Below are 24,295 nucleotides of genomic sequence, written 5' to 3' on the forward strand. Positions count from 1 at the left end.
CAATACAAGGGATATGTCATGCTCGATCAATTGTCCTTGCTGTCCTTCGCCAGTGGCGGCTGGGGCCAGGCGCTCGTGGCCGGCGCGCTGGTCACCGTGTCGCTGGCCCTCGCCTGCCTGCCCATCGGCCTGCCGCTGGGCTTGGCGGTAGCCCTGGCGGCGCGCTCACGCAAACGCCTGCCGCGCGCCTGGGCGACCTGCTTTTCCACCGTGTTCCGTGGCTTGCCCGAGCTGCTGACCCTGCTGATCATTTATTACGGCTGCCAGATCGCCGCCCAGAAGCTGCTGGCCGCAATGGGCTATCAGGGCGAGTTCCTGATCAACACTTTCCTCGCCGCGATGATCGCCTTCAGCCTGGTATTCGCCGCGTTTTCAAGCGAGATCTGGCTCGCCGCCTTCAAGACCTTGCCCAAAGGCCAGCTGGAAGCCTGCTCGGCACTGGGCCTGGGCAAGCGCAAAGCATTCTTCAAGGTGGTGCTGCCACAGCTGACGCGCATTGCACTGCCAGGGCTTTCCAACAACTGGCTATCACTGCTCAAGGACACCTCGTTGGTATCGACCATCTCGTTGGTCGACCTGATGCGCCAGACCAACCTCGCCGTCAGCGTGACCAAAGAGCCGATGTTCTTCTATGGCGTGGCCTGCCTGGGCTACCTGCTGTTCTCGGCGCTGTCGGGGCAGGTGTTTGCCTACATAGAACGGCGTAGCAACCGCCATCTGCAAGGAGCACGCGCATGAGTGCCGAACAACTGCTGGCCCTGGTGCTCGACCCCGACCTGCTGGAGCGTTACGGGCCGCGTTTTGTCGACGGTCTGCTGGTAACTGCCAAGCTGGTGGCGATTTCCTTCAGCCTTGGCGCTGTACTTGGGCTGGCGCTGGCGCTGGCGCGGATGTCACGCCACCGGGTGCTGCAACGCCTGGCCGCCGGCTACGTCTACTTCTTCCGCGGCTCGCCCCTGCTGGCGCAGTTGTTTCTGCTGTATTACGGCCTGGGTTCGCTCAAAGGCTTCTGGCAAGACGTCGGCCTCTGGTGGTTCTTCCGCGAAGCCTGGTTGTGCACTTTGCTGGCCTTCACCCTGAACACCGCTGCCTACCAAGCCGAAATCTTCCGCGGCAGCCTGATGGCGGTTGCGCCGGGGCAGCACGAAGCCGCACGGGCGCTGAACCTGAAACGCTCGACCACCTTCTTCAAAGTGATCTTGCCGCAATCCTTGCTGGTGGCCATCGGCCCCCTGGGCAACGAACTGATCCTGATGATCAAGGCCAGCGCCATCGCCTCGCTGGTGACGATCTACGATCTGATGGGGGTGACCAAACTGGCCTTTTCGCGCAGCTTCGACTTCCAGATCTACTTGTGGGCCGCCGTGCTGTACCTGGTGATCGTCGAGCTGGTACGGCGCCTGCTGAAACACCTGGAAGCCCGCCTGGGCCGCCACTTGAACTGACCGAAGGATACATTCATGCATTGCCAGACCCTTGTCCTTGGCGCCGGTATCGTCGGCGTCAGTACCGCGCTGCACCTGCAGGCTCGCGGGCGCCAGGTGACCCTGATCGACCGCGACGCCCCCGGCAGCGGCACCAGCCATGGCAATGCCGGGCTGATCGAGCGCTCCAGCGTTATCCCCTATGCCTTCCCCCGGCAATTCGGCGCGCTGCTGCGCTATGGCCTGAACCGCCAACCCGACGTGCGCTACAGCCTGCTGCACCTGCCCAAGGCCGCGCCCTGGCTGCTGCGCTACTGGCGGCAATCGGCGCCCGGGCGGTTGGCCGGTGCTGCCGCCGACATGCTGCCGTTGGTGCAACGCTGCGTTGAGGAGCATGACCTGCTGATCGCCGCCGCCGGCCTTGAAGGGCTGGTGCAGGCCAAGGGCTGGATCGAGGTGTACCGCGACCCTGCGCTGTTCCAGCAGGCCAAGGCCGAGCTCAAAGGCCTGGCGCGTTATGGCCTGCAGTACGAAATTCTTGAGCGCGGGCAGCTGCAGGCCCGCGAACACCAGCTCGACAGCGCCGTGGTCGGCGGCATCCACTGGCTGGACCCGAAAACCGTGAATGACCCCGGCGCCCTCACCCGTGGCTATGCCGCGCTGTTCGTCCAGCGTGGCGGGCAGTTCCTGCATGGCGATGCGCGCAGCCTGCGCCAGGTCGGCAGCCAATGGCGGGTCGACAGCCAACGTGGGCCGGTCACCGCCGACGAGGTGGTGGCCTGCCTGGGCCCGCAGTCGGCCGAGCTGTATGAGCGCCTGGGCTATCAGATCCCGCTGGGTATCAAGCGCGGTTACCACATGCATTACGGCACCCGCAACGGCGCCCAATTACAGCATTCGATCTGCGATACCCAGGGCGGCTACGTGCTGGCGCCGATGGCGCGCGGCGTGCGCTTGACCACCGGCATCGAGTTCGCCGCCAGCGGCGCGCCGGGCAATGACATCCAGCTCAAACGCTGCGAAGCGCTGGCGCGCAAGCTGTTCCCGGCGCTGGGCGAGCGCCTGGACGACAAACCGTGGCTGGGCCGCCGCCCGTGCCTGCCGGACATGCGCCCGGTGATCGGCCCGGCGCCGCGGCACAAAGGCCTGTGGTTCAACTTCGGCCACGCGCACCACGGCCTGACCCTTGGCCCGGTCAGCGGCCGGCTGGTGGCCGAACTGCTCACCGGCGAGCCCCCCTTCACCGACCCTGCGCCTTACAGCGCGGCACGTTTCGACTGAAACCACGCGGGAGAACAAGAACATGACCGCCCCTTTGAGCGTTGCCAGCCTTGCCCTTGAAACCGACACGCGCCCGGTGCTGATCCGCATCGAGGGCCTGAACAAGCACTATGGCGCCTTCCATGTGCTGCGCGACATCGACCTGCAGGTGCGCGAAGGTGAACGCATCGTGCTGTGCGGCCCGTCCGGCTCGGGCAAATCCACCCTGATCCGCTGCATCAACCGCCTGGAAGTCGCCGAACAAGGCAGCGTCCACGTAGCGGGCACCGACCTGGCAGCCACCACCCGGCAAGCGGCCCAGGTGCGCAGCGAGATCGGCATGGTGTTCCAGCACTTCAACCTGTTTGCGCACATGAGCGTGCTCGACAACTGCCTGCTGGCCCCCACCACCGTGCGCGGGCTGTCGCGCAAGGACGCCGAGGAGCGTGCGCGGATGTACCTGAGCAAGGTGGGCATAGAAAGCCAGGCGCACAAATACCCCAGCCAGTTGTCCGGTGGCCAGCAGCAACGCGTGGCAATCGCCCGCGCACTGTGCATGAAGCCGCGCATCATGCTGTTCGACGAGCCGACCTCGGCACTCGACCCGGAAATGGTCGCCGAAGTACTGGATGTGCTGGTCCAACTGGCCGGCACCGGCATGACCATGCTTTGCGTCACCCATGAGATGGGTTTTGCCCGGCAGGTGGCAGAGCGGGTGCTGTTTCTTGAGGGCGGGCAGATTATCGAAGACAGCCCGCCGCAGGTGTTCTTCAACCAGCCACGCACGGTGCGGGCCACGGCCTTCCTGTCGCAGATCCTGCATTGAAGAAAGCCCCACTTCATTGCACCGCTGCAATGACCCAACTGCATCGTTAAATATTATTGACCTCCGCCGCTGCCAAACCCTTGCCGCCTGAGGCTCGCAAGGGTTTCACCCCCCGAATTTCGGCGCCTTACGCCCTCCCACACCCCTGTCAGTCGTTTGACATATCGAACGGCTCTGGCAAGCTATCTACAAGCCCCGACCGGAATCGTCGCCTCTGACGAGCCGGCAGTGCTCGGGGCTTCAGGTAGCACATCAGGCCCCGGGCCGTGCACCTGCACAACAACGACAGGTCGAACCTGTCATAAGGTGACATATGTCCAACAGCAACATTGGCAACAAGCAACCTTCCCTGCGCAAACCCGTCGTCCTGATGACCATGGGCAGCCAAGAGCGCAAAGGCCATGACTACCAGGTCATGACCCACAAATACATCACTCCGCTGGTCGATTTCGCCGATTGCGTCCCGGTCCTGGTGCCCACCTGCTGTGGCATCGACGACCTCGAGACCTATCTGGACATGGCCGACGGCGTGTACCTGACCGGCGCCGGCAGCAACATCGAGCCAAGCCTGTATGGCCAGGAAAACCAGACCCCAGGTAAAGGCCAGGACGTCAACCGCGACCTGTTCGATATCCCGCTGGTAAAAGCTGCGCTCAAGCGCGGCCTGCCGATCTTTGGTATCTGCCGTGGCATGCAGGAAATCAACGTGGCCCTGGGCGGCGATATCTACCAGAAGGTCTACGCAGAGCCAGGCTTCAACGACCACCGGGAAAACCCGGAAGACCCGGTCGAGGTGCAGTACGCCCAGGTGCATGGCGTGAAGATCAAACCGGGCAGTTGGCTGCGCGACACCCTCGGCACCGACGAGATCCGCGTCAACTCGCTGCATGGCCAGGGCCTGCGCAACCTGGGTGCCGGCATCGAGCCGATAGCCCACGCCGAAGACGGCCTGGTCGAAGCGATCCACGGCCCAAGCATCTCGCCGTTCCTGTTCGCCGTTCAGTGGCACCCGGAGTGGCAAGCGGCGAAGAACCCTGACTCGATCAAGATCTTCCAGGCCTTCGGCGATGCCTGCCGCGCCCAGGTGCGCAAGTCCCAGATCAAGCGCCAACAGGCCGCCTGACACTCAGCTTCGTTAGTTTTGATCGCGGGGCGGCGCAAGGTCGCCCCCGCTTCCCCGGTCACCCTCTGCTGGTCCCAGAACACTTCCCGTGGAAGCGGGCGGCGGGCTTGTGCCTGTCTCCGCGATCGTTTTTTCCCTCCCCCTCAAGAGATATGATGACTGATTGCCGTAGCCAGCGCTGCGGATACGGTTTCAACCGTCTGGTCATCGGTGATGGCCTTTTATCGGGCGACATCCTGCCTATTTCTTGGCGACGCTGAAAAAATCTGCGCAGAGGGACTAGTCATCGTACAAGTTGTACGATAACTTACCTCCATCGCAGCACATCACCCTTCACCCAAGCGCCACAGGATGCCAACAACAATGAATCCACAAGAACTGAAATCCATCCTCTCCCACGGCCTGCTGTCTTTCCCGGTCACCGACTTCAATGCCCAGGGCGACTTCAACCAGGCGGGCTACATCAAACGCCTGGAATGGCTGGCCCCGTACGGCGCCAGCGCCCTGTTCGCCGCCGGCGGCACCGGTGAGTTCTTCTCCCTGGCCGCCAGCGAGTACAGCCAGGTGATCAAGACCGCGGTCGACACCTGCGCCAAGTCGGTACCAATCCTCGCCGGCGTCGGCGGCTCCACCCGCCAGGCCATCGAATACGCGCAAGAAGCCGAGCGCCTGGGTGCCAAGGGCCTGCTGCTGCTGCCGCACTACCTGACCGAAGCCAGCCAGGATGGTGTTGCTGCCCACGTCGAAGCCGTGTGCAAATCGGTGAACATCGGTGTTGTGGTGTACAACCGCAACGTCTGCCGCCTGAACGCCGACCTGCTGGAAAAACTCGCCGAACGCTGCCCGAACCTCATCGGCTACAAGGACGGTCTGGGTGATATCGAGCTGATGGTGTCGATCCGTCGCCGCCTGGGTGACCGTTTCAGCTACCTGGGTGGCCTGCCGACCGCCGAGGTGTATGCTGCGGCCTACAAGGCCCTGGGTGTGCCGGTGTATTCGTCGGCGGTGTTCAACTTCGTGCCGAAGACCGCGATGGACTTCTACCACGCCATCGCCCGTGAAGATCACGCCACCGTTGGCAAGCTGATCGACGACTTCTTCCTGCCGTACCTGGACATCCGCAACCGCAAGGCCGGTTACGCCGTGAGCATCGTCAAGGCAGGCGCCAAGATCGCCGGTTACGACGCAGGCCCGGTGCGCACCCCGCTGACCGACCTGACCGCTGAAGAATACGAAATGCTCGCAGCCCTGATGGACAAGATGGGTCCGCAATAAGCGCACCCTGCGGCCTGCCCTTGCCGCAACCGGAGTGGGAAGCCCCCACTCCGGCTACAACTCGTGAGCCCGCACAAAAATAACTAGTGGGAGTATTACCAGCATGCAAGCGACTAAAAAGACGCATGTGCGCTACCTGATCCTGTTCATGCTGTTCCTGGTGACCACGATCAACTATGCCGACCGCGCCACCATCGCCATCGCAGGCTCCAGCCTGCAGAAAGACCTCGGCATTGACGCCGTAACCCTCGGTTATATCTTCTCCGCCTTTGGATGGGCTTACGTTGCTGGCCAGATCCCTGGTGGCTGGCTGCTGGACCGCTTCGGCTCCAAGAATGTCTATGCCTTCAGCATCTTCACCTGGTCGCTGTTCACCCTGTTGCAGGGTTTTGTCGGTGGCCTGCCGGTCGCCTGGGCAGTGGTGACGTTGTTCACCCTGCGCTTTCTGGTCGGTTTTGCCGAAGCCCCGTCGTTCCCGGGCAACGCCCGTATCGTCGCGGCCTGGTTCCCTACCGCGGAACGCGGCACGGCGTCGGCGATCTTCAACTCGGCGCAGTACTTCGCCACGGCCCTGTTCGCCCCGATCATGGGCTGGATCGTGTTCAGCTTCGGCTGGGAGCACGTGTTCGTGGTGATGGGCGCACTGGGTATCGTGTTCTCCGCAGTGTGGCTGAGGACCATCTACAACCCACGCCAACACCCGCGCATCAGCCCGCAGGAGCTTGAGTACATCGAGCAGAACGGCGGGTTGGTAGACATGGACCAGAAGCGCAGCAATGACGGCCCGAAATGGGGCTACATCAAACAGTTGCTGACCAGCCGCATGCTGCTGGGCGTGTACCTGGGCCAGTACTGCATCAACGCCATCACCTACTTCTTCCTGACCTGGTTCCCGGTGTACCTGGTGCAGGAACGCGGCATGACCATCCTCAAGGCAGGCTTCATCGCCTCGCTGCCGGCCATCTGCGGTTTCATTGGCGGTGTGCTGGGCGGCGTACTGTCGGACTGGCTGCTGCGCCGTGGCAATTCGCTGACCTTCTCGCGCAAGCTGCCGATCGTCTGCGGCCTGTTGCTGTCGACCACCATGGTCTTCTGCAACTATGTAGACGCCGAATGGATGGTGGTCGGCTTCATGACCCTGGCCTTCTTCGGCAAAGGCATTGGTGCACTGGGCTGGGCCGTGGTCGCCGATACTTCGCCCAAGCAGATCGCCGGGCTGTCCGGTGGCCTGTTCAACACCTTCGGCAACATTGCCTCGATCACCACCCCGATTGTCATCGGCTACATCATCAGCGCCACCGGCTCGTTCAAGTGGGCCCTGGTGTATGTGGGTGCCAATGCCCTGGTGGCGGTGTTCAGCTACCTGGTGATCGTCGGCCCGATCAAGCGTATCGAGCTGCGCGAAGACGCCCCCAAGCCACAGGCTGAGCCCGGCGCCAATGGCGAACTGGCCAGCTCGCGTCACTGAGTGGACACGCCCGCGCCGGCATGCCGGAGCGGGCGGATGTACAAAAGCCTGAGAACCTAAAAGTAGGGCCTGAACATGCAGTTGATCGAACACTCCGACTCGCCCCGCTACGTCCGCCTGCACGACGACGATAACGTCGTGGTGGTGGTCAACGATGGCGGCCTGGGCGAAGGTGCCCGCTTCCCCGACGGCCTGACTTTGGTCGAGGCCGTACCGCAAAGCCACAAGGTGGCCACCGTGCTGATCGCCAAAGGCGAGCCGGTGCGCCGCTACGGTCAGATCATCGGTTACGCCCTGGAGGACCTGCGCCAGGGCAGTTGGGTACAGGAAAGCCAACTGGCCATGCCGTCGGCACCGGAGCTGGACAGCCTGCCGCGCTGCGATGCTGTCCCAGCCCCCCTGCCACCGCTCGAGGGCTTCACCTTCGAAGGCTACCGCAACGCCGACGGCACTGTCGGTACCCGCAACATCCTCGGCATCACCACCACCGTGCAGTGCGTGACCGGCGTGCTGGAACACGCGGTCAAGCGCATCCGCGCCGAGTTGCTGCCGCAATACCCCAACGTCGACGACGTGGTCGCCCTCACCCACAGCTACGGCTGCGGCGTGGCGATCAACGCCCGCGATGCCTATATCCCGATCCGCACCGTGCGCAACCTTGCGCGCAACCCCAACCTGGGCGGCGAAGCGCTGGTCATCAGCCTGGGCTGCGAGAAGCTGCAGGCCGGCCAGGTCATGCACGACAACGACCCGTCGGTCGACCTCAGCGAGCCGTGGCTGTATCGCCTGCAGGACGCCAGCCTCGGCTTTACCGAAATGATCGAGCAGATCATGGGCCTGGCCGAAACCCGCCTGCAAAAGCTCGACAAGCGCCGCCGCGAAACCGTACCGGCCAGCGAGTTGATCCTCGGTATGCAGTGCGGCGGCAGCGATGCGTTCTCCGGCATCACCGCCAACCCAGCACTGGGCTATGCCGCCGACCTGCTGGTACGGGCCGGCGCCACCGTGCTGTTCTCGGAAGTGACCGAAGTGCGCGACGCCATCTACATGCTCACCTCGCGCGCCGAAAACCAGGACGTCGCCGAGGCCCTGGTGCGCGAAATGGACTGGTACGACCGCTACCTGCAGCAAGGGGCGGCCGACCGCAGCGCCAACACCACGCCGGGCAACAAGAAAGGCGGCCTGTCGAATATCGTCGAGAAATCCCTCGGCTCGATCGTCAAGTCCGGCAGCGGCGCCATCCAGGGCGTGCTCGGCCCTGGCGAGCGGGTCGCGCGCAAAGGCCTGATCTTCTGCGCAACGCCCGCCAGCGACTTTGTCTGCGGCACCCTGCAACTGGCGGCTGGCATGAACCTGCACGTGTTCACCACCGGCCGCGGCACCCCGTATGGCCTGGCCATGGCCCCGGTGGTCAAGGTTTGCACCCGTACCGAGCTGGCCCAGCGCTGGCCGGACCTGATCGACATCGACGCCGGGCGCATCGCCAGTGGCCGTTCCAGTATCGAAGAGCTGGGCTGGGAGCTGTTCCACTACTACCTGGACGTGGCCAGCGGCCGCAAGCAGACCTGGGCCGAACAGCACCGCCTGCACAACGACATCACCCTGTTCAACCCGGCGCCTATTACCTGATGGCGCGGCCCTGCACGATATCCTGGTGTATCGCTCCCACAGGGTCCGAGCACGCCCGTCGCACCTGCATTCTTCCTTTACCTACATCGACAGGAGCACCCCATGCCTGAGATCCTCGGCCACAACTTCATCGCCGGCCAGCGCAGCGCCGCTGGCGCGCAACGCCTGCAGAGCCTGGACGCCACCACCGGCGAGGCCCTGCCCTACAGCTTCGCCCAGGCCACCGAGGCCGAAGTGGACCAGGCGGCCCAAGCTGCCGCCGCCGCCTTCGCCGAGTTCCGCCAGCTGGCCCCGGCGCGGCGTGCCGAGTTCCTCGACGCCATCGCCGCGGAACTGGACGAACTGGACGACGCCTTCGTCGCCATTGTCTGCCGTGAAACCGCCCTGCCCGCCGGGCGCATCCAAGGTGAGCGTGGCCGCACCAGCGGCCAGATGCGCCTGTTCGCCCAAGTGCTGCGCCGTGGCGACTACCTGGGCGCACGCATCGACCTGGCCCTGCCAGATCGCCAGCCGCTGCCGCGCGTAGACCTGCGCCAGATGCGTATTGGCGTCGGCCCGGTCGCCGTGTTCGGCGCCAGTAACTTCCCGCTGGCCTTCTCCACCGCCGGCGGTGACACCGCTGCGGCGTTCGCCGCCGGCTGCCCAGTGGTGTTCAAAGCGCACAGCGGCCACATGGCCACTGCCGACCTGGTCGGCGCTGCCATCGTGCGCGCCGCCGAGCGCACCGGCATGCCCAAGGGCGTGTTCAACATGGTCTTCGGCGGTGGTGTCGGTGAATGGCTGGTCAAGCACCCGGCCATCCAGGCCGTCGGCTTCACCGGCTCGCTGAAGGGCGGTGACGCCCTGTGCCGCATGGCCGCCGAGCGTGCGCAGCCGATCCCGGTGTTCGCCGAGATGTCCAGCATCAACCCGGTGATCATCCTACCGGGCGCGCTGGCCAAGCGTGGCGAAGCCATCGCCCGCGAGCTGGCCGGTTCCGTGTGCCTGGGCGCCGGGCAGTTCTGCACCAACCCGGGCCTGGTGATCGGCCTGCAATCGCCGCAATTCAACCAGCTGCTCACCGACCTCGGCCAGCACCTGGACCAGCAAGCCGGCCAGACCCTGCTCAACGCCGGCGGCCTGCGCAGCTATGTCGGCGGCTTGGAGCACCTGCAGGCGCACGCCGGTATCGAGCACCTGGCCGGCCAACCTCAGGAAGGCAGCCAGGCGCGCGCCCAGCTGTTCAAGGCCGATGCCCGCTTGCTGGTGGAAGCCGACCCGCTGCTGCAAGAGGAAGTGTTCGGCCCAACCACCGTTGCCGTTGAAGCCCAGGACACCGCGCAACTGCGCGCCGCCCTGCTCGGCCTGCGTGGCCAGCTGACGGCCACATTGATCGGCGAGCCGGAAGACTTCGAAGCCTTTGCCTGGCTGGTGCCGCTGCTTGAAGAAAAGGTTGGCCGCATCCTGGTCAACGGCTATCCGACCGGCGTGGAAGTGTGCGATGCCATGGTCCACGGCGGGCCGTACCCGGCCACCTCCGATGCCCGTGGTACATCGGTCGGTACCCTGGCCATCGATCGCTTCCTGCGCCCGGTGTGCTACCAGAACTATCCGCAGGCGCTGCTGCCTGAGGCCCTGCGCGACAGCAACCCGCTGGGGCTGCGCCGCTTGGTGAATGGGCAGTGGAGTGACGGGGCGGTCTGAATGCCCTGATGCAATAGAAAGCCCCGCATGTGCGGGGCTTTTTATTGGTTATGGTGTGGGCGCGAGTTGCCAGAGGTGAGCCTTGTAGCGCCATTGAGCTCGAGCGCCGCGCCGGCGGCGCTCGATTTGCGCATCGCCCTAAATCTCAAGGAAGGGGCCAACAGCCCTCGCCTCTCAAACCCCTTGCGCCTCAGCCTCCGCATGCGCCTGGCGCAAGCGTTCGCGGCTGTTGCTCAGGTGCATGCGCATGGCCATCTTCGCCCCTTCGCTGTCAGCGCGGGCAATGGCTTCGTAGATTGCCTCGTGCTCATGCATCAACCGGCTCATGTAGTGCGCCTGGTCATCATGCGCCAGGCGCGCGGAATTGAGCCGGGTGCGCGGGATGATGCTGGTGCCGAGGTGGTTGATGATGTCGGCGAAGTAGTGGTTGCCACTGGCCTGGGCGATGCGCAGGTGGAACTGGAAGTCCGCCGACACCGCATCGGTGGCATGGGCGGCGCCCTCGTTCAGTTCATCCAGCGCCGCGCGCATGCCGGCCAGTTCCTCGTCGCTGCGCCGCTGCGCAGCCAGGCCCGCCGACTCGATCTCCAGGGCGATGCGCAATTCGAGTACCGCCAGCACCTCACGCAGCGTGACCACGGTGGCCGGGTCGATGCGAAAACCGCCCGTGGCTGGCGTATCCAGCACGAATGTGCCGATGCCATGGCGCGTCTCGACCTGCCCGGCGGCCTGCAGCCGCGAGATCGCCTCACGCACCACGGTGCGGCTGACGCCCTCCTCGGCCATGATCTGCGATTCGGTCGGCAGCTTGTCGCCGCGCTTGAGCTGGCCGCTGCGGATGCGTTCGGTCAGCACCGTGACCAGTTCCTGGGCCAGACTGCGCGGCTTGCGCCGGGTCCTTGCCTGTACCTGCTGCTCTGTCATGCCCTGTATTTCACCTAGAAAGACAGCCGTCATGATAGCGCATGCAGTTGTACGATCACATACACCCGACAGGGTATTTGTTACAGCGCTGCGCCCGGCGCACGGCCCAGCACTCGCGTGTACTCCTCGCGTGCCGCCTGCTCGGTGAACTCGCCCGCCCACTTGGCCACCACCACGGTCGCCACGCTGTTGCCGATGGTGTTGCAGGTGGCAATGGCCATGGACATGAAGCGGTACACGCCAAACAGCAATGCCAGGCCTTCCACCGGCAACACGCCGATGGCGGTCACCGTGGCGGCGAACACCACGAAGCTGCCACCGGAGACTGCCGCCGCGCCTTTGGAGGTCACCAGCATGATCGCCAAGATGCCCAGTTGCTGCTCCCAACCCAGTGGCACACCGTAGGCGTTGGCGATGAACAGCACGCACATCGACATGTAGATCGAGGTGCCATCAAGGTTGAAGGCATAACCGGTGGGCAGCACCAGGCCGACGCTCTGCTTCGAGCAGCCAAACCGCTCGAGCTTCTGCAGCAGGCGCGGCAAGGCGCTTTCCGACGAGGCGGTACCCAGCACGATGAAGATCTCGTCCTTGATGTAGGTCAGGAAGCGCCACAGGCTGAAACCGGACAACCGGCACACCGCGCCCAACACCACGAACAGGAAGAACGCCACGGCCAGGTAGAACATCAGCACCAGGTTGGCCAGCGACATCAGCACCGCCGAGCCATTGCTGCCCACGGCGTAGGCCACCGAACCGAACGCGCCCAGCGGGGCGAACTTCATGATCAGGTTGATGAACTCGAAGAAGCATTCCGAAACACGGTTCAGGCCGTCTTCGATCACCGCGCGGCGCTCATGTTTGAGGGCCAGCAGCGCGAACCCGAACAGCACTGCGATCACCAGCACCTGCAACAATTGGCCGCCGGCGAAGGCACCCACGAAGTTGTCCGGGAAGATGGCGTAGATGAAGTCCATGGTCGAGGTCGGTGCATGCCCCTTGGCAACGGCGGCGCTGGCAGCGGCGGAGGCCGCGCTGCTGGCATGAGCGCCGTGCATCCCTGAGCCGATGCCGATCAGGTTGCCCCACAGCAGGCCGATGGCCAGCGCCAGGGTCGACAACAGCTCGAAATACACCAGCGCCCGCCAGCCGACCTTGCCGACACGCTTGATGTCGCCAGCCGAAGCGATGCCATGAACCACGGTGAAGAACACCAGCGGTGCCACAGCGGTCTTGATCAGCTTGAGAAAGATGTCCCCGAGGATCTTGAACTGGGCAGCGAGCTCAGGGGCGAGGAAACCGAAGGCGATGCCTAGCAGCATCGCCGCGATGACCTGGAACGTCAGGTCCTTGTACAGCGGTTTTGGGGTGGCGCAAGACATGATTGTGTTCTCATTGTTCTTGTAGTCGGAGGGGCCTGGCCGCAGCCAGGCCCGTGCAGCATCAGCGGGCGACGGCACCGGGGCGCGACAGTGCCAGGTCGACCATCTGTGGCGCCAGGCCCAGGTAGTGGGTCGGGTCGCACAGGCGCTCCAGGGTCGCCAGGTCCAGGCGCGCGGTGGCCTCCCCCTGGGCCTGCAACGCTTCCAGCAGGCTGATGCCCTGGTCGTTGGCCATGCGGCAGGCGGCATACACCACGTCATGCGCCACCTGGCGGCCCAGCGCCGGCGCCAGGCCCATCATCACCGCCTCGGCGACGATCAGGCCCTGGGTCATGTCGAGGTTCTTGCGCATGCGCTCGGTGCGCACTTCCAGGCCGGCCAGCATGAAGCGCGCCTGGCCCAGCGAGGCGGCAGTCAGGGCGAACGCCTCGGGGATGGCGATCCACTCGGCCTGCCACGGGCCGGTGGAGCGCTCGAAGTCCTGGATCATCGCATCGAGCATCAGCCCGGCTTGCTGGCGCACGCCCTTGGCGGCGGCGTACATCAGCTCGCAGGAAATCGGGTTGCGCTTCTGCGGCATGGTGCTGCTGGCGCCACGGCCCTTGACGAACGGCTCGTACACCTCGCCCAGCTCGCTGGTCATCATCATCATCACGTCCAGCGCCACCTTGCCCAGCGAGGCGGTGACCAGGCCGAGGAAGTTCAGGGTCTCGGCCAGGCCATCTCGGGCCACGTGCCAGGTCGCCTGCGGCACGCCCAGGCCCAGTTCGTCCATCAGCGCAGCCTGCACCTCCAGGCCCTTGTCGCCCAACGAGGCCAGGGTACCGGCAGCACCGGCGAACTGCCCTACTTCAACGCGTGGGCGCAGCTCGACCAGGCGCTCGGCGTGGCGGTCGAACATGCTCAGCCACACCGCGCACTTGTAGCCGAAGGTGATCGGCAGCGCGTGCTGCAGGTGGGTACGCCCGGCCATCGGCGTAGTACGGTAGCGCTGCGCCAGCTCCGCCAACAGGCCACGCACGGCCTGCACGTCACGTTCGACGATGGCCAGCGCGGCGCGTACCTGCAGCACCACTGCGGTGTCCATGATGTCCTGAGTGGTGGCACCCCAGTGCACATAACGGCCCGCGTCACCGCACAGCGTCGACAACTGCTCCACCAGCGGCAGGATCGGGTAGCCGACGATTTCGGTTTCGTGCTGCATCAGCGCAAGGTCGAGGGAGGCGTAGCGCGACAGCTCGGCGATCTGCTCGGCGGCCTCCTGCGGAATCACGCCACAGCGTGCCTCGGCCTTGGCCAAGGCCACTTCAACTTCGATGTAGCGCTCGATCAGCGCCTGGTCGGAAAACACCCCGCGCATTTCGGCGGTGCCGAACATGTCGCGAAACAGGGTGGAGTCGAAAACGGTGGTGGACATGGGCAGGGATCCTGAAATGTTGTTATTGAGCGTACATATTAAATATGTCCGTACATAATTCTTGCCCTGCCACTGTTACACTGTCAACCGAAGAAATTGAAGGGACTGACCGAAGGTATGAACGAAGCGCGCTACGCCGTGGTGGCCAGGGACTTGATGGAAGGCATCGCCAACGGCCGCTACCCGGTCGGCAGCCTGTTGCCGACCGAATTCGAGCTGTGTGACCTGTATGAAGTGAGCCGGCACACGGTGCGTGCAGCGATCAACCAGCTGCTCAACCAGGGCCTGGTATCACGTCGCAAGCGCGTCGGTACGCGGGTCGAGGCCAGCAGCCCGCGCGGCGGCTACTCGCAGTCGCTGGCCACCGTGGCCGACCTTGCGCACCTGGCGGAAACCCAGCAGCGCGAGATCCAGGACGTGCGCCACTTCGTCGCCGACCTTGGCGAAGCGGCGCGGCTGGGGTTGGTGCCGGGCGAGCATTACTTCTGCGTGTCGAGCATTCGTGTCGACCGCCAGCACAATGCTGCGCCGCTGTGCTGGACCGATGTCTACGCCCAGCGTGACTATGCCGACGTTATCGAACTGGCCCGCGAACACCCCGACCAACTGATCGCCAGCTTGATCGAGCAGCACTACGGGCGCGCCATCGCGGTGGTCGACCAGCAGGTGCGTGCGGTGTTGCTGACGGCGGAACTGGCGCACGCCTTGAAGGCACAACCCGGGGCGCCGGGGCTGAAAATCCTGCGGCATTACCGGGATGACGACGGGGAGCTGATGGCCGTGTCCGAGACCGTGCACCCGGATGACCGTTTTACCTTGGTGACGCAGATGCGCCGGGATAAGGCGACTGGCTGAGCGCCTGGGTTGTCTGTCCAGGCCTCTTCGCGGCGGTTCGGCGCTATGAGGCCGAGACAGACTGCAACGATCTCGGTACTGTCACGTTTGAACTGGCATTCCATGGAGGGAACCCACTGATGAAAACACTCGACCGCTTGCTGCTCTGCTGCGGCCTGCTCATCCCGTTCTGGCTGCTGCTGGGCGTCTGGTTGACTGCCCGGGCTTACCCCGGCTACGACCATTTGCAACAGGCCATGAGCCAGCTCGGTGCCGTGGGTGCCCCGACCCAGCAGTGGTCGCCACTGCTCAACAACTTCCCCCTCGCTGTGTTGTTCGCCCTGTTTGCCTGGGGCCTGGCGCGGCGCTGGCGTGGATCCAGGCTAGCGCTACTGAGCGCAGCGCTCGTAGTGCTGCATGGCGTGGGCAGCCTGGGCACCGGCTGGTTTCCCTGTGACGAGGGTTGTGCGCCTGCTCAGCCTTCGCCGTCGCAACACCTGCATAACCTGTCTGGCTTGTTGATGTTCCTTTCGTTGACCTTGGCCAGCGCACTCTGGATCTGGGCCGGCAAACGTGTGGCCGGCTCGCGCGCACTCGGGCTGTTTTCCCTTGCCTGCGTGGTCGCAGCGACAGTGACCGTCGTTCTGATGGCGCAAGCGGCACGAAGCGGCCAACTGTTCGGCCTGTACCAACGCCTGAACTACGCAGTGTCGGTCACCTGGGTGGCGGGCCTTGCGCTGTGGAGCTTGCGCCCAGCACTGGCAAATCGCCTTTGCATCGCCACTACCTGACCCGCTATATACTGGCCCCCAGGCCTCTGAAGCGAAGGCAAACTTCCCTTCTCCATCAGATGCTTAGGACAGCAATATGCGAGTATTTCTAGCAACAGTGGCCGGCTGCATGTTGGCCACGACTGCCTTCGGCGCCCACGCCAAAGCGCTGAGCCAGAACGATCGCCATACCTGTGGCTGGGGTGCACAGATTGCCGCTGAGGCCCAGCAGGCCAAGCTCTCCGGCGTCACCCTGTATGCCACGCGCAAAAAGCTGCAGGTGCGCCGGTTCGCCAAGCCATGGATGCGCATGACCGCCCTCGGCATCACCGAACAGACCTACAACAGCCGCTCGCAGCTCAAGCCGCCAGCGATCAAGCAAACGTATTACGAACAATGCGTTCAGCATGTCGTAGCGAAGAGATAAAGCTATAAATATCAGTGCTTTATCGAATATTCTTAATTTAATTTATTTGATGTTTCAGCCGTTGAACGCCGCCAGGGTGAGCCCGCCCTGAACGCGCCCATCAGGGCAGGTGCAGAGGATTTCTGCACCTGATGAAGCAATGTGCTCAGCAGCCGGTCAACGCCAGCGGCCGGCGCTCGCCGGCAAAGAACAAGGGACGCAGGCGCACACCGATCAGGTTGCCGGTGTAGGCGGCAATCAGCCACAGCCAGCCGTGCACGCTGCCCGAGGCAATGCCGCTGAAGTAGGCGCCGATGTTGCAGCCGTAGGCCAGGCGCGAACCGTAGCCCAGCAGCAGGCCACCGATGACCGCCGCGATCAGCGACGGCAGCGGGATCTTCAGGCTTGGCGCAAAACGCCCCGCCAGGCCTGCTGCCAGCAGCGCGCCGAGCACGATGCCGAGGTCCATCACCGTGGTGACGTCCTGCCACACGGGTGCGGCCAGTGCCTTGGCATTGGCGGGCGCCTGCCAGAACACCCAGCTGCCGACGTCAACACCAAAGCTGGAAAGGGTCTTGGCGCCCCACAGCGCAAAGGCCGAAGTGATGCCCCAAGGGCGCCCGGCCAGGGCCAGGGTGGCGTAGTTCAGCAAGGCCAAGGCGATGGCGCCCCACAGCAACGGCCACGGGCCACGCAGGACGCGGCGCAGGCCCTGATATTCGCTGCTGACCGGCGCTTGCAGGGCACCGTGTCGGCGCTTTTCCAGGAGCACGGTGGCCCAGGCGATCAGCGCGAACACTGCCACGCTCACCACCAGCGCCGGCCCCACGCCCCAGGCCTGGACGATCGAAGTTGCCGGGAACGACGGCAACGCGAACCACCAGTCGGCATGGTGCGTGGCTGTCACCGAACCGATGATGAAGAACAGCAGGGTTACCAGCATCCTCGCGTTGCCGCCACCTACCGTGAACAGCGTGCCCGAGGCGCAGCCGCCGCCCAGCTGCATGCCGATGCCAAAGATGAAGGCGCCGAACACCACCGAAACACCCGCCGGCGCCACCAGCCCGGACACCGGGTTGCCGAACAGGCTGCCGGCCGAGAGTGCCGGGAAGAACAACAGCACAGCCAGGGTCAGCATGACCATCTGGGCGCGCAACCCCGCGCCGCGGCGTTCGTTGATGAACACTCGCCAGGCGGAGGTGAAGCCGAAGGCGGCGTGGTACAGCGTCAGGCCAAGGGCCGCGCCGACAATCAGCAGCAGCACCTGCTTGAAGCCTGCGTTCAGGTTGAGAAACCAGGCGCCGGCCAGCAGCAGGACCAAGGCGATCACGGGGGCGCCCAGGCGGCGCGGTTCGGGTGTGGCGGTGGTGGAAAGACCCATTGGAGTGCTCGGATTACAGTAAAACGGGCGGCGATTATAGCGCCGCGCATTGAACCCTGCAGTTTTGTACTGCCGGTACTGGCCCGCGAATGGGCCAATACATCTGTTAGGCTGATACAAAGCCTCAGAAGACAACCAGACTATTCGCCCCATGGATGAACTGCGCAAGATCGACCTCAACTTGCTGCTGGCCCTGCACGCACTCTTGAGCGAAAAGCACGTCACCCGCGCCGCCTTGCGCCTGCACCGCAGCCAGCCCGCGGTCAGCCACGCCCTGGCGCAACTGCGCACGCATTTCAACGACCCGCTGTTGATCCGCCAGAACGGCCAGATGACCCTGAGCGCACGCGCCCAGTCCCTGCTCAAGCCCCTGCAAGACGCCCTGGGCAGCCTCAACGGCCTGCTGGCGGCTCCGCGCTTCGACCCCGCCCAAGCGCAACGCCGTTTCCGCCTGTCGTTGTCCGATTACGCCTCGCGGATCATCCTGCCGCCCCTGGTCCGCTACTTGCGCCAGGCCGCTCCCGGCATCGACTTGGCGATCAGCCAGGCCAGCCGCGAGGCGATGATGGCGCAGTTGCTCGATGGCGAACTCGACCTGGCCTTGGGCATCTTCCCCGAGCTACCACATGGCATCACTGCCCAGACCCTGTTCGAGGACAGCTTCGTCAGCATCGCCGACCGCCAAGTGCTACCGGCCAAAGGTGGCCTGGCGCTGGACGACTGGCTGGCGCGGCCGCATGTGCTGATGGCCATGCGCCCAGATGCCCATGACGAGATCGAACGGGCATTGGCTGCGCACGGTTTGCGCCGGCGCATCACCCTGGCATTGCCGCATTGGAGCGCAGCGGTTGAGGTGCTCGCGGGTACCGACCTGGTCCTCACCGTGGCCAAACGCGCGGTGGGCCCCATGCGGCAGCACACGCGTCTGCGCCAGTTCGCACCGCCTTTGCCCATCCCTCCCCTGGCCTACCAACAAGCCTGGCATGCGAGGAAAGACAGCGACCCCGGCCATCGCTGGCTGCGCGAGGCGGTCTGGGCCAGCTGCCAACCTGGGCATTGATCAGCCTTCCGACTGTTTGGCGCTGGCCGCCCGATCAACCGACGGGCTCGCCGCCCAAGTACTCTGGACCAGAAAGACCCCGGCCAGAATCAGTATCACCCCGGCGATTCTGGGCAGGCTCACCGGTTTGGCGGAAAACCCCATCAGGCCGAAGTGGTCGACGATCACCGAGGTCAGGATCTGCCCCGCCACCACCAGCACCAGAAAGCCCGCCGTGCCAAGTTTGGGCGTCAAAGCCGCTGCTGCCGCCACATACAACGCACCCAGCACCCCGCCAATCCACAGCCACCACGGGCCTTGCAACGCCTTGCCCAGGTCAGGCATGGGGACGCGCAGGATGAGCAGCGCGGCGATGACCACCACCGAGCTGACCGTCAACGAAGTGAAAGCGCCCCACAGCCAATGCCCGAGCGCACGGCCGACCGCCGCGTTGCTGGCGGCCTGGTACGGCAGCACGACACCCGCCAACAGGGCCAATACCAGAGGAAGAAAAGCAATAATCAGCGCCTTGTTAACCATGTATGCACTCATCGGGAAAGAGGATGAACCGACAGTGCTTTAATCGACATGGCTTATGGAAATCGAAAATATGCACTCCGTACATTCGTCTCATGGATATGCTTCGACTGTATGTATTGGTCTCTTCGCGGAACAAGCCCGCGAAGAGGCCGTTACTGACTTAGCGCGATGTCTCGACCCGAAGCACCTCGGTATAAATCGCATCGACCGTCTGGTCGACCTTGAGGTTTTTCATTCGCGCCTGCAGTTCGGGGTCTTCGACCTTGACCACCTGCAGCTTGCCCTCCGGCGGCAACAAGCTCACCTCATGGGTCTTGAGGTCGATCTTCTTGATCTGCGAAGTCACCCTGACCTGACGGAACGCTTCACCGCCCGGGCTGGGGTTGTCCTTGGTGGCGCGGATGGTGCCGGACTCCTCGCTGGCCTTCGGTGCCCCACCCACATCGGTGTTGAGCACATAGGCCACCGCGCGGGTCACGTAGATGTCGACCTTGTCTCCCACCTTGAGGTTGGGCAGCGCCTTGGCCTTTTCCGTAAGCTGGAACGTCACATCCTTGTCATGCGGGCCTTTGACCGTGACCTGGCGGTTGGCTTGGTCGATGGCCGTGACCTGTGTGGTGACATGGCTTTCCAGCGCTTCGCTGGCAATCGGTATATCAGCCGCTTGCACCGCAAAGCTGGCAGTGCCAACCAGCGAGGCAAGAGCAACAGCACGAGCACGTGCGCACAGAGCATTCATAGGCTTGCTTCCCTGTCATCAAGTCCGGATTGGCGCGTGATCTGTTCACGCGCCGCTCCTACACCATAGCTGGACTTACTGATTGCGCGTGACCCGCCACACCGTGTTAGCCAGGTCGTCGGCAATGATCAGGGCGCCCTTCGGATCGACCGTCACCCCCACCGGCCTCCCCCGGGTCTTGCCATCGTCACCTCTGAAGCCCGTGGCAAAGTCGATGGGTTCACCCGCAGGCTTGCCATTGCTGAACGGCACGAAGATCACCTTGTAACCCACCGGATTTGGCCGGTTCCAGCTGCCGTGCTCACCCACGAACACACCGTCGGCAAACCGCTCGCCCATGGCAGGGATGGAGAAGTCCACACCCAACGCGGCAACGTGCGAACCCAGGCTGTAATCGGGTTTGATCGCAGCGGCCACCTTCTCCGGGTTCTGCGGTTTCACCCGCTCATCGACGTTCTGCCCCCAATAACTGTAGGGCCAGCCATAGAACCCCCCTTCACGCACCGAGGTGAGGTAGTCCGGCACCAGGTCCGGGCCCAGTTCATCGCGCTCGTTGACTACGGTCCACAGCTGCCCGTTGCCGGGCTGGATGGCCAGCGCGGTCGGGTTGCGCAGGCCGGTGGCGTAGGGCTTGTGCGCGCCGGTGGCGGCGTCGATCTGCCAGACCATGGCGCGGTCGACCTCGGCCTCCATGCCGCGCTCGGTGATGTTGCTGTTCGAGCCAATCCCCACGTACAAATAGCGACCATCAGGGCTGATGGTCAGCGCCTTGGTCCAGTGATGGTTGATTTCGCCTGGCAGGTCGGTGAGCTTGGTTGGCGCGCCGGACGCCTGGGTTTGGCCGTCCTGGTAGTCGAAACGCACCAGCGCATCCTGGTTGGCCACGTACAGCTTGCCATCGGCAAAGGCCAGGCCATACGGGGCGTTGAGGTTTTCGGCGAACACCGTCTGCACCTCGTAGGTGCCATCGCCGTCGGCGTCACGCAGCAAGGTCAGGCGGTTGCCGCCCTTGACCTGGGTATTGCCTTTGGCCTTGATCTGGCTGGCGATGACGTCCTTGGGCTTGAGCTTGGCCGCGCTGCCGCCACGGCCCTCGGCCACCAGGATATCGCCGTTGGGCAGTACCAGGCTCTGGCGCGGGATATTCAGGTCGGTGGCGATAGCGCTGATGCTGTAGCCCTCGGGCACCGTCGGCTTCTGCTCGCCCCATTGCGCCGGCTGGGCAATCTTCATGCTTGGCAGCAGGCCTCGCTCGGGGGCTGGCAATTTTGGGTCAGGGCCGAGCGCCTGGGTGGCCTCGCCCTCACCGCCACAGGCGCTCAACAGCAGCGCCATACTCACGACGGGCAATGCATGCAAAGGCTTCATGCTGCACCTCCCGAACGCAGGTTGCACATGCCCAGCCAAGCTGCCACGCAGGCCAGCACCGTCACCACCAGCGACAGCACCAGGCCTGCCGGCATCACCGCCCAAGCGTCCTTGGCATGCTCGAACGCATTCACCAGGCCCAGCACCCAGGTTACCAGGAGCAACAGGAAATACAGCCTCGGCCGGCCTCCCTTGCGCTCGGCGCGCACCAGGTTGGCCAGTGCGAACAAGAGTGCCAGCCCGCAGAACAGCAGCCCACCGGCGATCAGCCAGGCGGCGAAGTTGCTCCACTGGATCTGGTAGCTCTTGAAGTAGGCGATGTCGCTCAGCAGGGCGCCGAGGAACAGCGGCACCGTGCCAGCCAGCAGAATCGCATGCAACGGGCTGGGCGTGCATCGGTAGAGGGTTTGCTCAGTAGCGGTCACGGCGCCTCCTTATCAGTCAGTGACCCGGAACTGATGACCTGGCGCGGGTGCCCGGTCCATCAGGCGTGCGCGGGGTGCGCACTGCAAAGGATCGCTGTGTCGTCCGATAAGTTCACCGTTTGGCTTGATTGACATATCCTGAAAGCATTAACCCCCCCGAAACATCCCCTGCAGAGGCATTGGCATGAACCTTCACACCGCAGCACCTTACGCACGCTGGGCCGGGCATGCCCTGCTTGCCCTCTGCCTGGCGTTGGCTGCAGGGTGTTCGAGCAAGCACAAGCAGGCGCGCTACTCTGCGGCGGCGCCTGGCTCCAACTGTTTTGCCAAGGCAGTGCCCAGCCTGGGCGAAGGGGGCTTGGCCTGGGGTAATACGCTGAGCATTGCCCGGCAGAAATCAATGAACAACTGCATTCGTTATGCCGGCCGCTCCGGAGGTACGCCGAATACGTGCCAGGTGGTCATGGCGAAGTGCAAGAACTAGCCGTTATCCAGACGAGCGTCGAGCTCCCCTTCCAGTTTCGTCAGCTCGACTTCGCCCCCCTCCTCCAGCCGTGCGCAGCGGTTCGCACAATCGATGATGACCCTCAATTCGCTGCGAGGCTGATTGCCCGGGTACTTGCGCAGCACCAGTTCGACAGTCGACGGGGTACGCCAGGTGCTGATTTGCGCTGACCATCGCGCATCCTCGAAACGCAGCAGGCAAGTGCCTTGGCGGGTATCGACAATCCTCGGCGAATAGACCCAATGCGAATTTGCCGCCTCCCATGGCCTGACCATCACCCGGTAGCCGCCATCCGCTGAGCGGGACTGTATTTCGCTGTCTGCCACGGGCAGGCCACAGGCGGCCACGTAACGGTCGAATGCCTGCACCTGAGCCGCCATTCGGGGAGCCGCTTCGTAGTACCGGACATGCGGGTGATACCGCGCGAACTCGACGGACTGCGCGCCATCGGTAAACATGGAGACGGTCGCGGCGCTCTGCACCAGCCAGTAGATCTCGTCCGAAGTTTCGTGAGCCTTGTTGCTGCCCAGGGTGATTGCCTGGCTCAGCAGATCACTGGCCAGGTGTCGTCCTGCTTCGCCCAGGGTGGCATCAGCTACTGGCGCTGGGGTCTTCGCCACCTGCGCCATGAATGCCGAATAGCGCTGTTGCAAAGGCGCGCCAACCAGACCAAGCAGCGGGCAATCAGGGGGCGGCAGGTCGAGTGGCTCCAACACCCCGTTATGGGGCAGCCAAGCCAGGTTCTGCTCCGTGCGGGAGGGCGCAAAAGTCGGTTCCACTGCTTTTTGATTGCCTGCCGTAGCCATGAGGCAGCCTTTCAGGCGGTTGAAGAGCTTGTTCACCAGGCCATCCTTGAAGGTGTTTGAGCATTGAATGTTACCTTGAACCCTGAATTGACTGTACCGGCCTCTTCGCGGTTAACCCGCTCCTGCAGGTATCCCTAGGCCTGTCACGGGACAACGGACGCCGCGAACAGGCCGGTGAAATCAACTGCCTTCAACGCTTCATGATCACCACTTCCAAGTATTCACTGGGCACCACGAGCGACGATGCCCCGCCTTGGTTATGCTCATTCAGCAATGCCGTCAGGTCACGCTCCAGTGCCCCGCCTGCCTCCGCTGGCAACGCCGCAAACGCCTTGTGCACTGGCCCATACCAAGTGCGGAACACGTCAATGAAATGCGCCGCCGAGCGGTAGCGGAAGTTGAAGTGCTGGCGGGTGACGTCCATGGCACCGATGGTGCCCTCGAACATCGCGCGCAGTTGCTCTTCATCGCCCCAGCGCGACGGCGGCAACGCACCGGCAGGCGGTGGCACATGGCGGCCTAGGGTCTTGAACATCTGCCCGACGAAGCCCTGTGGGGTCCAGTTGGCAAGGCCCACCCTGCCACCGGCCCGGCAAACGCGGGCAAGCTCACGGGCGGCCTGCGCCTGATCGGGGGCGAACATCACGCCAAAGGTCGAAACGACGGCATCGAAACTCCCGTCGCGGAACGGCAAGTCCTCGGCATCGGCCACCTGGAAGTCGACGTTGAGGTGTTCGGCACGGGCGCGCTCTTCCCCGCGCTTGAGCAGTTCGGGCACATAATCGGTGGAAGTGACCCGGCAACCCCGCCGGGCAGCGGCGAGGGTGGCATTGCCGTTGCCCGCCGCCACATCCAGCACCTGCTCGTCCCAGCGCAGGTCGCAGGCTTCGGCAAGCCGCTCACCCACCAGTTGCAAGGTAGTGCCAATCACCGCGTAATCACCGCTGGCCCATGCCGCCTGCTGGCGGGCCTTCAGTGCGTTGGTATCCAAAGGAGTGCTCATGGTCTGCGCCCTCTTGATCTGTGCGCGGCCGAGGTCCTTCTGGCGGTCTGCGCGCCATGGAATGTGGG

General features: G+C 64.2%; 24 protein-coding genes. 14 read left to right on the forward strand and 10 right to left on the reverse strand.

Translation table 11 applies throughout. From position 1 onward, the window contains the following. Nucleotides 1–18 precede the first annotated feature (18 nt). From ACIPIJ_RS12245 to ACIPIJ_RS12285, 9 genes are all read left to right on the forward strand, one after another. A complete protein-coding gene (locus tag ACIPIJ_RS12245) occupies nucleotides 19–738 on the forward strand; it encodes an ABC transporter permease (RefSeq protein WP_401076735.1) in 720 nt (239 codons plus the stop codon). Next, a complete protein-coding gene (locus ACIPIJ_RS12250; protein WP_401076737.1) occupies nucleotides 735–1,445 on the forward strand; it encodes an ABC transporter permease in 711 nt (236 codons plus the stop codon). Before ACIPIJ_RS12245 ends, ACIPIJ_RS12250 begins: the two co-directional genes overlap by 4 nt. Before the next feature lie 15 nt (nucleotides 1,446–1,460). Next, nucleotides 1,461–2,705, forward strand: coding sequence for an NAD(P)/FAD-dependent oxidoreductase (locus ACIPIJ_RS12255; protein ID WP_401076739.1), 1,245 nt, complete (start codon nucleotides 1,461–1,463; stop codon nucleotides 2,703–2,705). Nucleotides 2,706–2,727: 22 nt separating this feature from the next. Continuing rightward, a complete protein-coding gene (locus ACIPIJ_RS12260; protein WP_401076741.1) occupies nucleotides 2,728–3,510 on the forward strand; it encodes an amino acid ABC transporter ATP-binding protein in 783 nt (260 codons plus the stop codon). Between the two features lie 313 nt (nucleotides 3,511–3,823). Further along, nucleotides 3,824–4,633 carry a gamma-glutamyl-gamma-aminobutyrate hydrolase family protein gene (locus ACIPIJ_RS12265; protein ID WP_401076744.1) on the forward strand — a complete coding sequence of 270 codons (810 nt, stop codon included), beginning with the start codon at nucleotides 3,824–3,826 and terminating at the stop codon, nucleotides 4,631–4,633. A 363-nt stretch (nucleotides 4,634–4,996) separates the two neighbouring features. Then, nucleotides 4,997–5,908, forward strand: a complete 912-nt coding sequence (gene kdgD, locus ACIPIJ_RS12270) for a 5-dehydro-4-deoxyglucarate dehydratase (protein ID WP_401076747.1) — start codon at nucleotides 4,997–4,999, stop codon at nucleotides 5,906–5,908. Nucleotides 5,909–6,011: 103 nt separating this feature from the next. Further along, entirely contained in the window at nucleotides 6,012–7,376 is a 1,365-nt protein-coding gene (locus ACIPIJ_RS12275) for an MFS transporter (RefSeq protein WP_401076750.1), read from the forward strand. A gap of 75 nt (nucleotides 7,377–7,451) precedes the next feature. Continuing rightward, nucleotides 7,452–9,005, forward strand: a complete 1,554-nt coding sequence (gene garD / locus ACIPIJ_RS12280) for a galactarate dehydratase (RefSeq protein ID WP_401076753.1) — start codon at nucleotides 7,452–7,454, stop codon at nucleotides 9,003–9,005. Nucleotides 9,006–9,107: 102 nt separating this feature from the next. Beyond that, nucleotides 9,108–10,688, forward strand: coding sequence for an aldehyde dehydrogenase (NADP(+)) (locus ACIPIJ_RS12285; RefSeq protein WP_401076756.1), 1,581 nt, complete (start codon nucleotides 9,108–9,110; stop codon nucleotides 10,686–10,688). A gap of 174 nt (nucleotides 10,689–10,862) precedes the next feature. On the opposite strand, the gene ACIPIJ_RS12290 is transcribed toward ACIPIJ_RS12285, so the two are convergent. The 3 genes from ACIPIJ_RS12290 to ACIPIJ_RS12300 form a co-directional block, all read right to left on the reverse strand. Further along, nucleotides 10,863–11,612 (reverse strand): FadR/GntR family transcriptional regulator, encoded by a 750-nt coding sequence (locus ACIPIJ_RS12290; protein WP_401076759.1) that lies wholly within the window; start codon nucleotides 11,610–11,612, stop codon nucleotides 10,863–10,865. Between the two features lie 80 nt (nucleotides 11,613–11,692). After that, entirely contained in the window at nucleotides 11,693–12,994 is a 1,302-nt protein-coding gene (locus ACIPIJ_RS12295) for a cation:dicarboxylate symporter family transporter (RefSeq protein WP_401076762.1), read from the reverse strand. A gap of 61 nt (nucleotides 12,995–13,055) precedes the next feature. Continuing rightward, nucleotides 13,056–14,411 (reverse strand): adenylosuccinate lyase family protein, encoded by a 1,356-nt coding sequence (locus tag ACIPIJ_RS12300; protein ID WP_401076765.1) that lies wholly within the window; start codon nucleotides 14,409–14,411, stop codon nucleotides 13,056–13,058. A gap of 117 nt (nucleotides 14,412–14,528) precedes the next feature. On the opposite strand from ACIPIJ_RS12300, the gene ACIPIJ_RS12305 reads away from it, so the two are divergent. The 3 genes from ACIPIJ_RS12305 (at nucleotide 14,529) to ACIPIJ_RS12315 (ending at nucleotide 16,442) form a co-directional block, all read left to right on the forward strand. Continuing rightward, on the forward strand, nucleotides 14,529–15,266 hold the full coding sequence (locus tag ACIPIJ_RS12305) for a GntR family transcriptional regulator (RefSeq protein ID WP_401076768.1): 738 nt from the start codon (nucleotides 14,529–14,531) through the stop codon (nucleotides 15,264–15,266). Between the two features lie 119 nt (nucleotides 15,267–15,385). Then, complete coding sequence (locus ACIPIJ_RS12310) at nucleotides 15,386–16,036, forward strand: DUF998 domain-containing protein (RefSeq protein WP_401076771.1); 651 nt, start codon at nucleotides 15,386–15,388, stop codon at nucleotides 16,034–16,036. A gap of 76 nt (nucleotides 16,037–16,112) precedes the next feature. Next, entirely contained in the window at nucleotides 16,113–16,442 is a 330-nt protein-coding gene (locus ACIPIJ_RS12315; RefSeq protein WP_401076774.1) for a hypothetical protein, read from the forward strand. A gap of 145 nt (nucleotides 16,443–16,587) precedes the next feature. Here the strand turns inward: ACIPIJ_RS12315 and ACIPIJ_RS12320 are convergent, their stop codons facing one another. Further along, complete coding sequence (locus ACIPIJ_RS12320) at nucleotides 16,588–17,802, reverse strand: YeeE/YedE family protein (protein WP_401076777.1); 1,215 nt, start codon at nucleotides 17,800–17,802, stop codon at nucleotides 16,588–16,590. 151 nt (nucleotides 17,803–17,953) lie between these two features. Here ACIPIJ_RS12320 and ACIPIJ_RS12325 point away from each other — a divergent pair, with 151 nt between their 5' ends. Then, a complete protein-coding gene (locus ACIPIJ_RS12325) occupies nucleotides 17,954–18,862 on the forward strand; it encodes a LysR family transcriptional regulator (RefSeq protein WP_401076780.1) in 909 nt (302 codons plus the stop codon). Here ACIPIJ_RS12325 and ACIPIJ_RS12330 read toward each other — a convergent pair whose 3' ends face one another. From ACIPIJ_RS12330 to ACIPIJ_RS12345, 4 genes are all read right to left on the reverse strand, one after another. Continuing rightward, the gene (locus ACIPIJ_RS12330; RefSeq protein ID WP_401076783.1) at nucleotides 18,863–19,381 is read right to left on the reverse strand and encodes a DMT family transporter; all 519 of its coding nucleotides are present in this window, start codon (nucleotides 19,379–19,381) and stop codon (nucleotides 18,863–18,865) included. It abuts the gene before it with no gap. Nucleotides 19,382–19,541: 160 nt separating this feature from the next. Next, nucleotides 19,542–20,120, reverse strand: coding sequence for a hypothetical protein (locus tag ACIPIJ_RS12335; RefSeq protein WP_401076786.1), 579 nt, complete (start codon nucleotides 20,118–20,120; stop codon nucleotides 19,542–19,544). 75 nt (nucleotides 20,121–20,195) lie between these two features. Further along, nucleotides 20,196–21,488: a PQQ-dependent sugar dehydrogenase gene (locus ACIPIJ_RS12340; protein ID WP_401076789.1), complete on the reverse strand. Its 1,293-nt coding sequence runs from the start codon at nucleotides 21,486–21,488 to the stop codon at nucleotides 20,196–20,198. Then, on the reverse strand, nucleotides 21,485–21,913 hold the full coding sequence (locus tag ACIPIJ_RS12345) for a DUF2231 domain-containing protein (protein WP_401076792.1): 429 nt from the start codon (nucleotides 21,911–21,913) through the stop codon (nucleotides 21,485–21,487). Before ACIPIJ_RS12345 ends, ACIPIJ_RS12340 begins: the two co-directional genes overlap by 4 nt. A 184-nt stretch (nucleotides 21,914–22,097) precedes the next feature. On the opposite strand from ACIPIJ_RS12345, the gene ACIPIJ_RS12350 reads away from it, so the two are divergent. Beyond that, on the forward strand, nucleotides 22,098–22,397 hold the full coding sequence (locus tag ACIPIJ_RS12350) for a hypothetical protein (RefSeq protein WP_401076795.1): 300 nt from the start codon (nucleotides 22,098–22,100) through the stop codon (nucleotides 22,395–22,397). Here ACIPIJ_RS12350 and ACIPIJ_RS12355 read toward each other — a convergent pair. Together ACIPIJ_RS12355 and ACIPIJ_RS12360 are read right to left on the reverse strand one after the other, a co-directional pair. After that, nucleotides 22,394–23,260, reverse strand: a complete 867-nt coding sequence (locus tag ACIPIJ_RS12355) for a hypothetical protein (RefSeq protein ID WP_401076797.1) — start codon at nucleotides 23,258–23,260, stop codon at nucleotides 22,394–22,396. The two genes, ACIPIJ_RS12350 and ACIPIJ_RS12355, sit on opposite strands and share 4 nt — an antisense overlap. A gap of 154 nt (nucleotides 23,261–23,414) precedes the next feature. Continuing rightward, the gene (locus ACIPIJ_RS12360; protein ID WP_401076800.1) at nucleotides 23,415–24,227 is read right to left on the reverse strand and encodes a class I SAM-dependent methyltransferase; all 813 of its coding nucleotides are present in this window, start codon (nucleotides 24,225–24,227) and stop codon (nucleotides 23,415–23,417) included. Nucleotides 24,228–24,295: the final 68 nt, after the last annotated feature.

The sequence above is a fragment of the Pseudomonas sp. NPDC087185 genome, assembly GCF_044744955.1.
Taxonomy (GTDB): Bacteria; Pseudomonadota; Gammaproteobacteria; order Pseudomonadales; family Pseudomonadaceae; genus Aquipseudomonas.

Coding starts and splice junctions, on each gene's coding strand:
- ACIPIJ_RS12245 (WP_401076735.1), top strand. CDS start 19: ATGCTCGATCAATTGTCCTTGCTGTCCTTCGCCAGTGGCGGCTGGGGC.
- ACIPIJ_RS12250 (WP_401076737.1), top strand. CDS start 735: ATGAGTGCCGAACAACTGCTGGCCCTGGTGCTCGACCCCGACCTGCTG.
- ACIPIJ_RS12255 (WP_401076739.1), top strand. CDS start 1,461: ATGCATTGCCAGACCCTTGTCCTTGGCGCCGGTATCGTCGGCGTCAGT.
- ACIPIJ_RS12260 (WP_401076741.1), top strand. CDS start 2,728: ATGACCGCCCCTTTGAGCGTTGCCAGCCTTGCCCTTGAAACCGACACG.
- ACIPIJ_RS12265 (WP_401076744.1), top strand. CDS start 3,824: ATGTCCAACAGCAACATTGGCAACAAGCAACCTTCCCTGCGCAAACCC.
- kdgD (WP_401076747.1), top strand. CDS start 4,997: ATGAATCCACAAGAACTGAAATCCATCCTCTCCCACGGCCTGCTGTCT.
- ACIPIJ_RS12275 (WP_401076750.1), top strand. CDS start 6,012: ATGCAAGCGACTAAAAAGACGCATGTGCGCTACCTGATCCTGTTCATG.
- garD (WP_401076753.1), top strand. CDS start 7,452: ATGCAGTTGATCGAACACTCCGACTCGCCCCGCTACGTCCGCCTGCAC.
- ACIPIJ_RS12285 (WP_401076756.1), top strand. CDS start 9,108: ATGCCTGAGATCCTCGGCCACAACTTCATCGCCGGCCAGCGCAGCGCC.
- ACIPIJ_RS12290 (WP_401076759.1), bottom strand. CDS start 11,612: ATGACAGAGCAGCAGGTACAGGCAAGGACCCGGCGCAAGCCGCGCAGT.
- ACIPIJ_RS12295 (WP_401076762.1), bottom strand. CDS start 12,994: ATGTCTTGCGCCACCCCAAAACCGCTGTACAAGGACCTGACGTTCCAG.
- ACIPIJ_RS12300 (WP_401076765.1), bottom strand. CDS start 14,411: ATGTCCACCACCGTTTTCGACTCCACCCTGTTTCGCGACATGTTCGGC.
- ACIPIJ_RS12305 (WP_401076768.1), top strand. CDS start 14,529: ATGAACGAAGCGCGCTACGCCGTGGTGGCCAGGGACTTGATGGAAGGC.
- ACIPIJ_RS12310 (WP_401076771.1), top strand. CDS start 15,386: ATGAAAACACTCGACCGCTTGCTGCTCTGCTGCGGCCTGCTCATCCCG.
- ACIPIJ_RS12315 (WP_401076774.1), top strand. CDS start 16,113: ATGCGAGTATTTCTAGCAACAGTGGCCGGCTGCATGTTGGCCACGACT.
- ACIPIJ_RS12320 (WP_401076777.1), bottom strand. CDS start 17,802: ATGGGTCTTTCCACCACCGCCACACCCGAACCGCGCCGCCTGGGCGCC.
- ACIPIJ_RS12325 (WP_401076780.1), top strand. CDS start 17,954: ATGGATGAACTGCGCAAGATCGACCTCAACTTGCTGCTGGCCCTGCAC.
- ACIPIJ_RS12330 (WP_401076783.1), bottom strand. CDS start 19,381: ATGGTTAACAAGGCGCTGATTATTGCTTTTCTTCCTCTGGTATTGGCC.
- ACIPIJ_RS12335 (WP_401076786.1), bottom strand. CDS start 20,120: ATGAATGCTCTGTGCGCACGTGCTCGTGCTGTTGCTCTTGCCTCGCTG.
- ACIPIJ_RS12340 (WP_401076789.1), bottom strand. CDS start 21,488: ATGAAGCCTTTGCATGCATTGCCCGTCGTGAGTATGGCGCTGCTGTTG.
- ACIPIJ_RS12350 (WP_401076795.1), top strand. CDS start 22,098: ATGAACCTTCACACCGCAGCACCTTACGCACGCTGGGCCGGGCATGCC.
- ACIPIJ_RS12360 (WP_401076800.1), bottom strand. CDS start 24,227: ATGAGCACTCCTTTGGATACCAACGCACTGAAGGCCCGCCAGCAGGCG.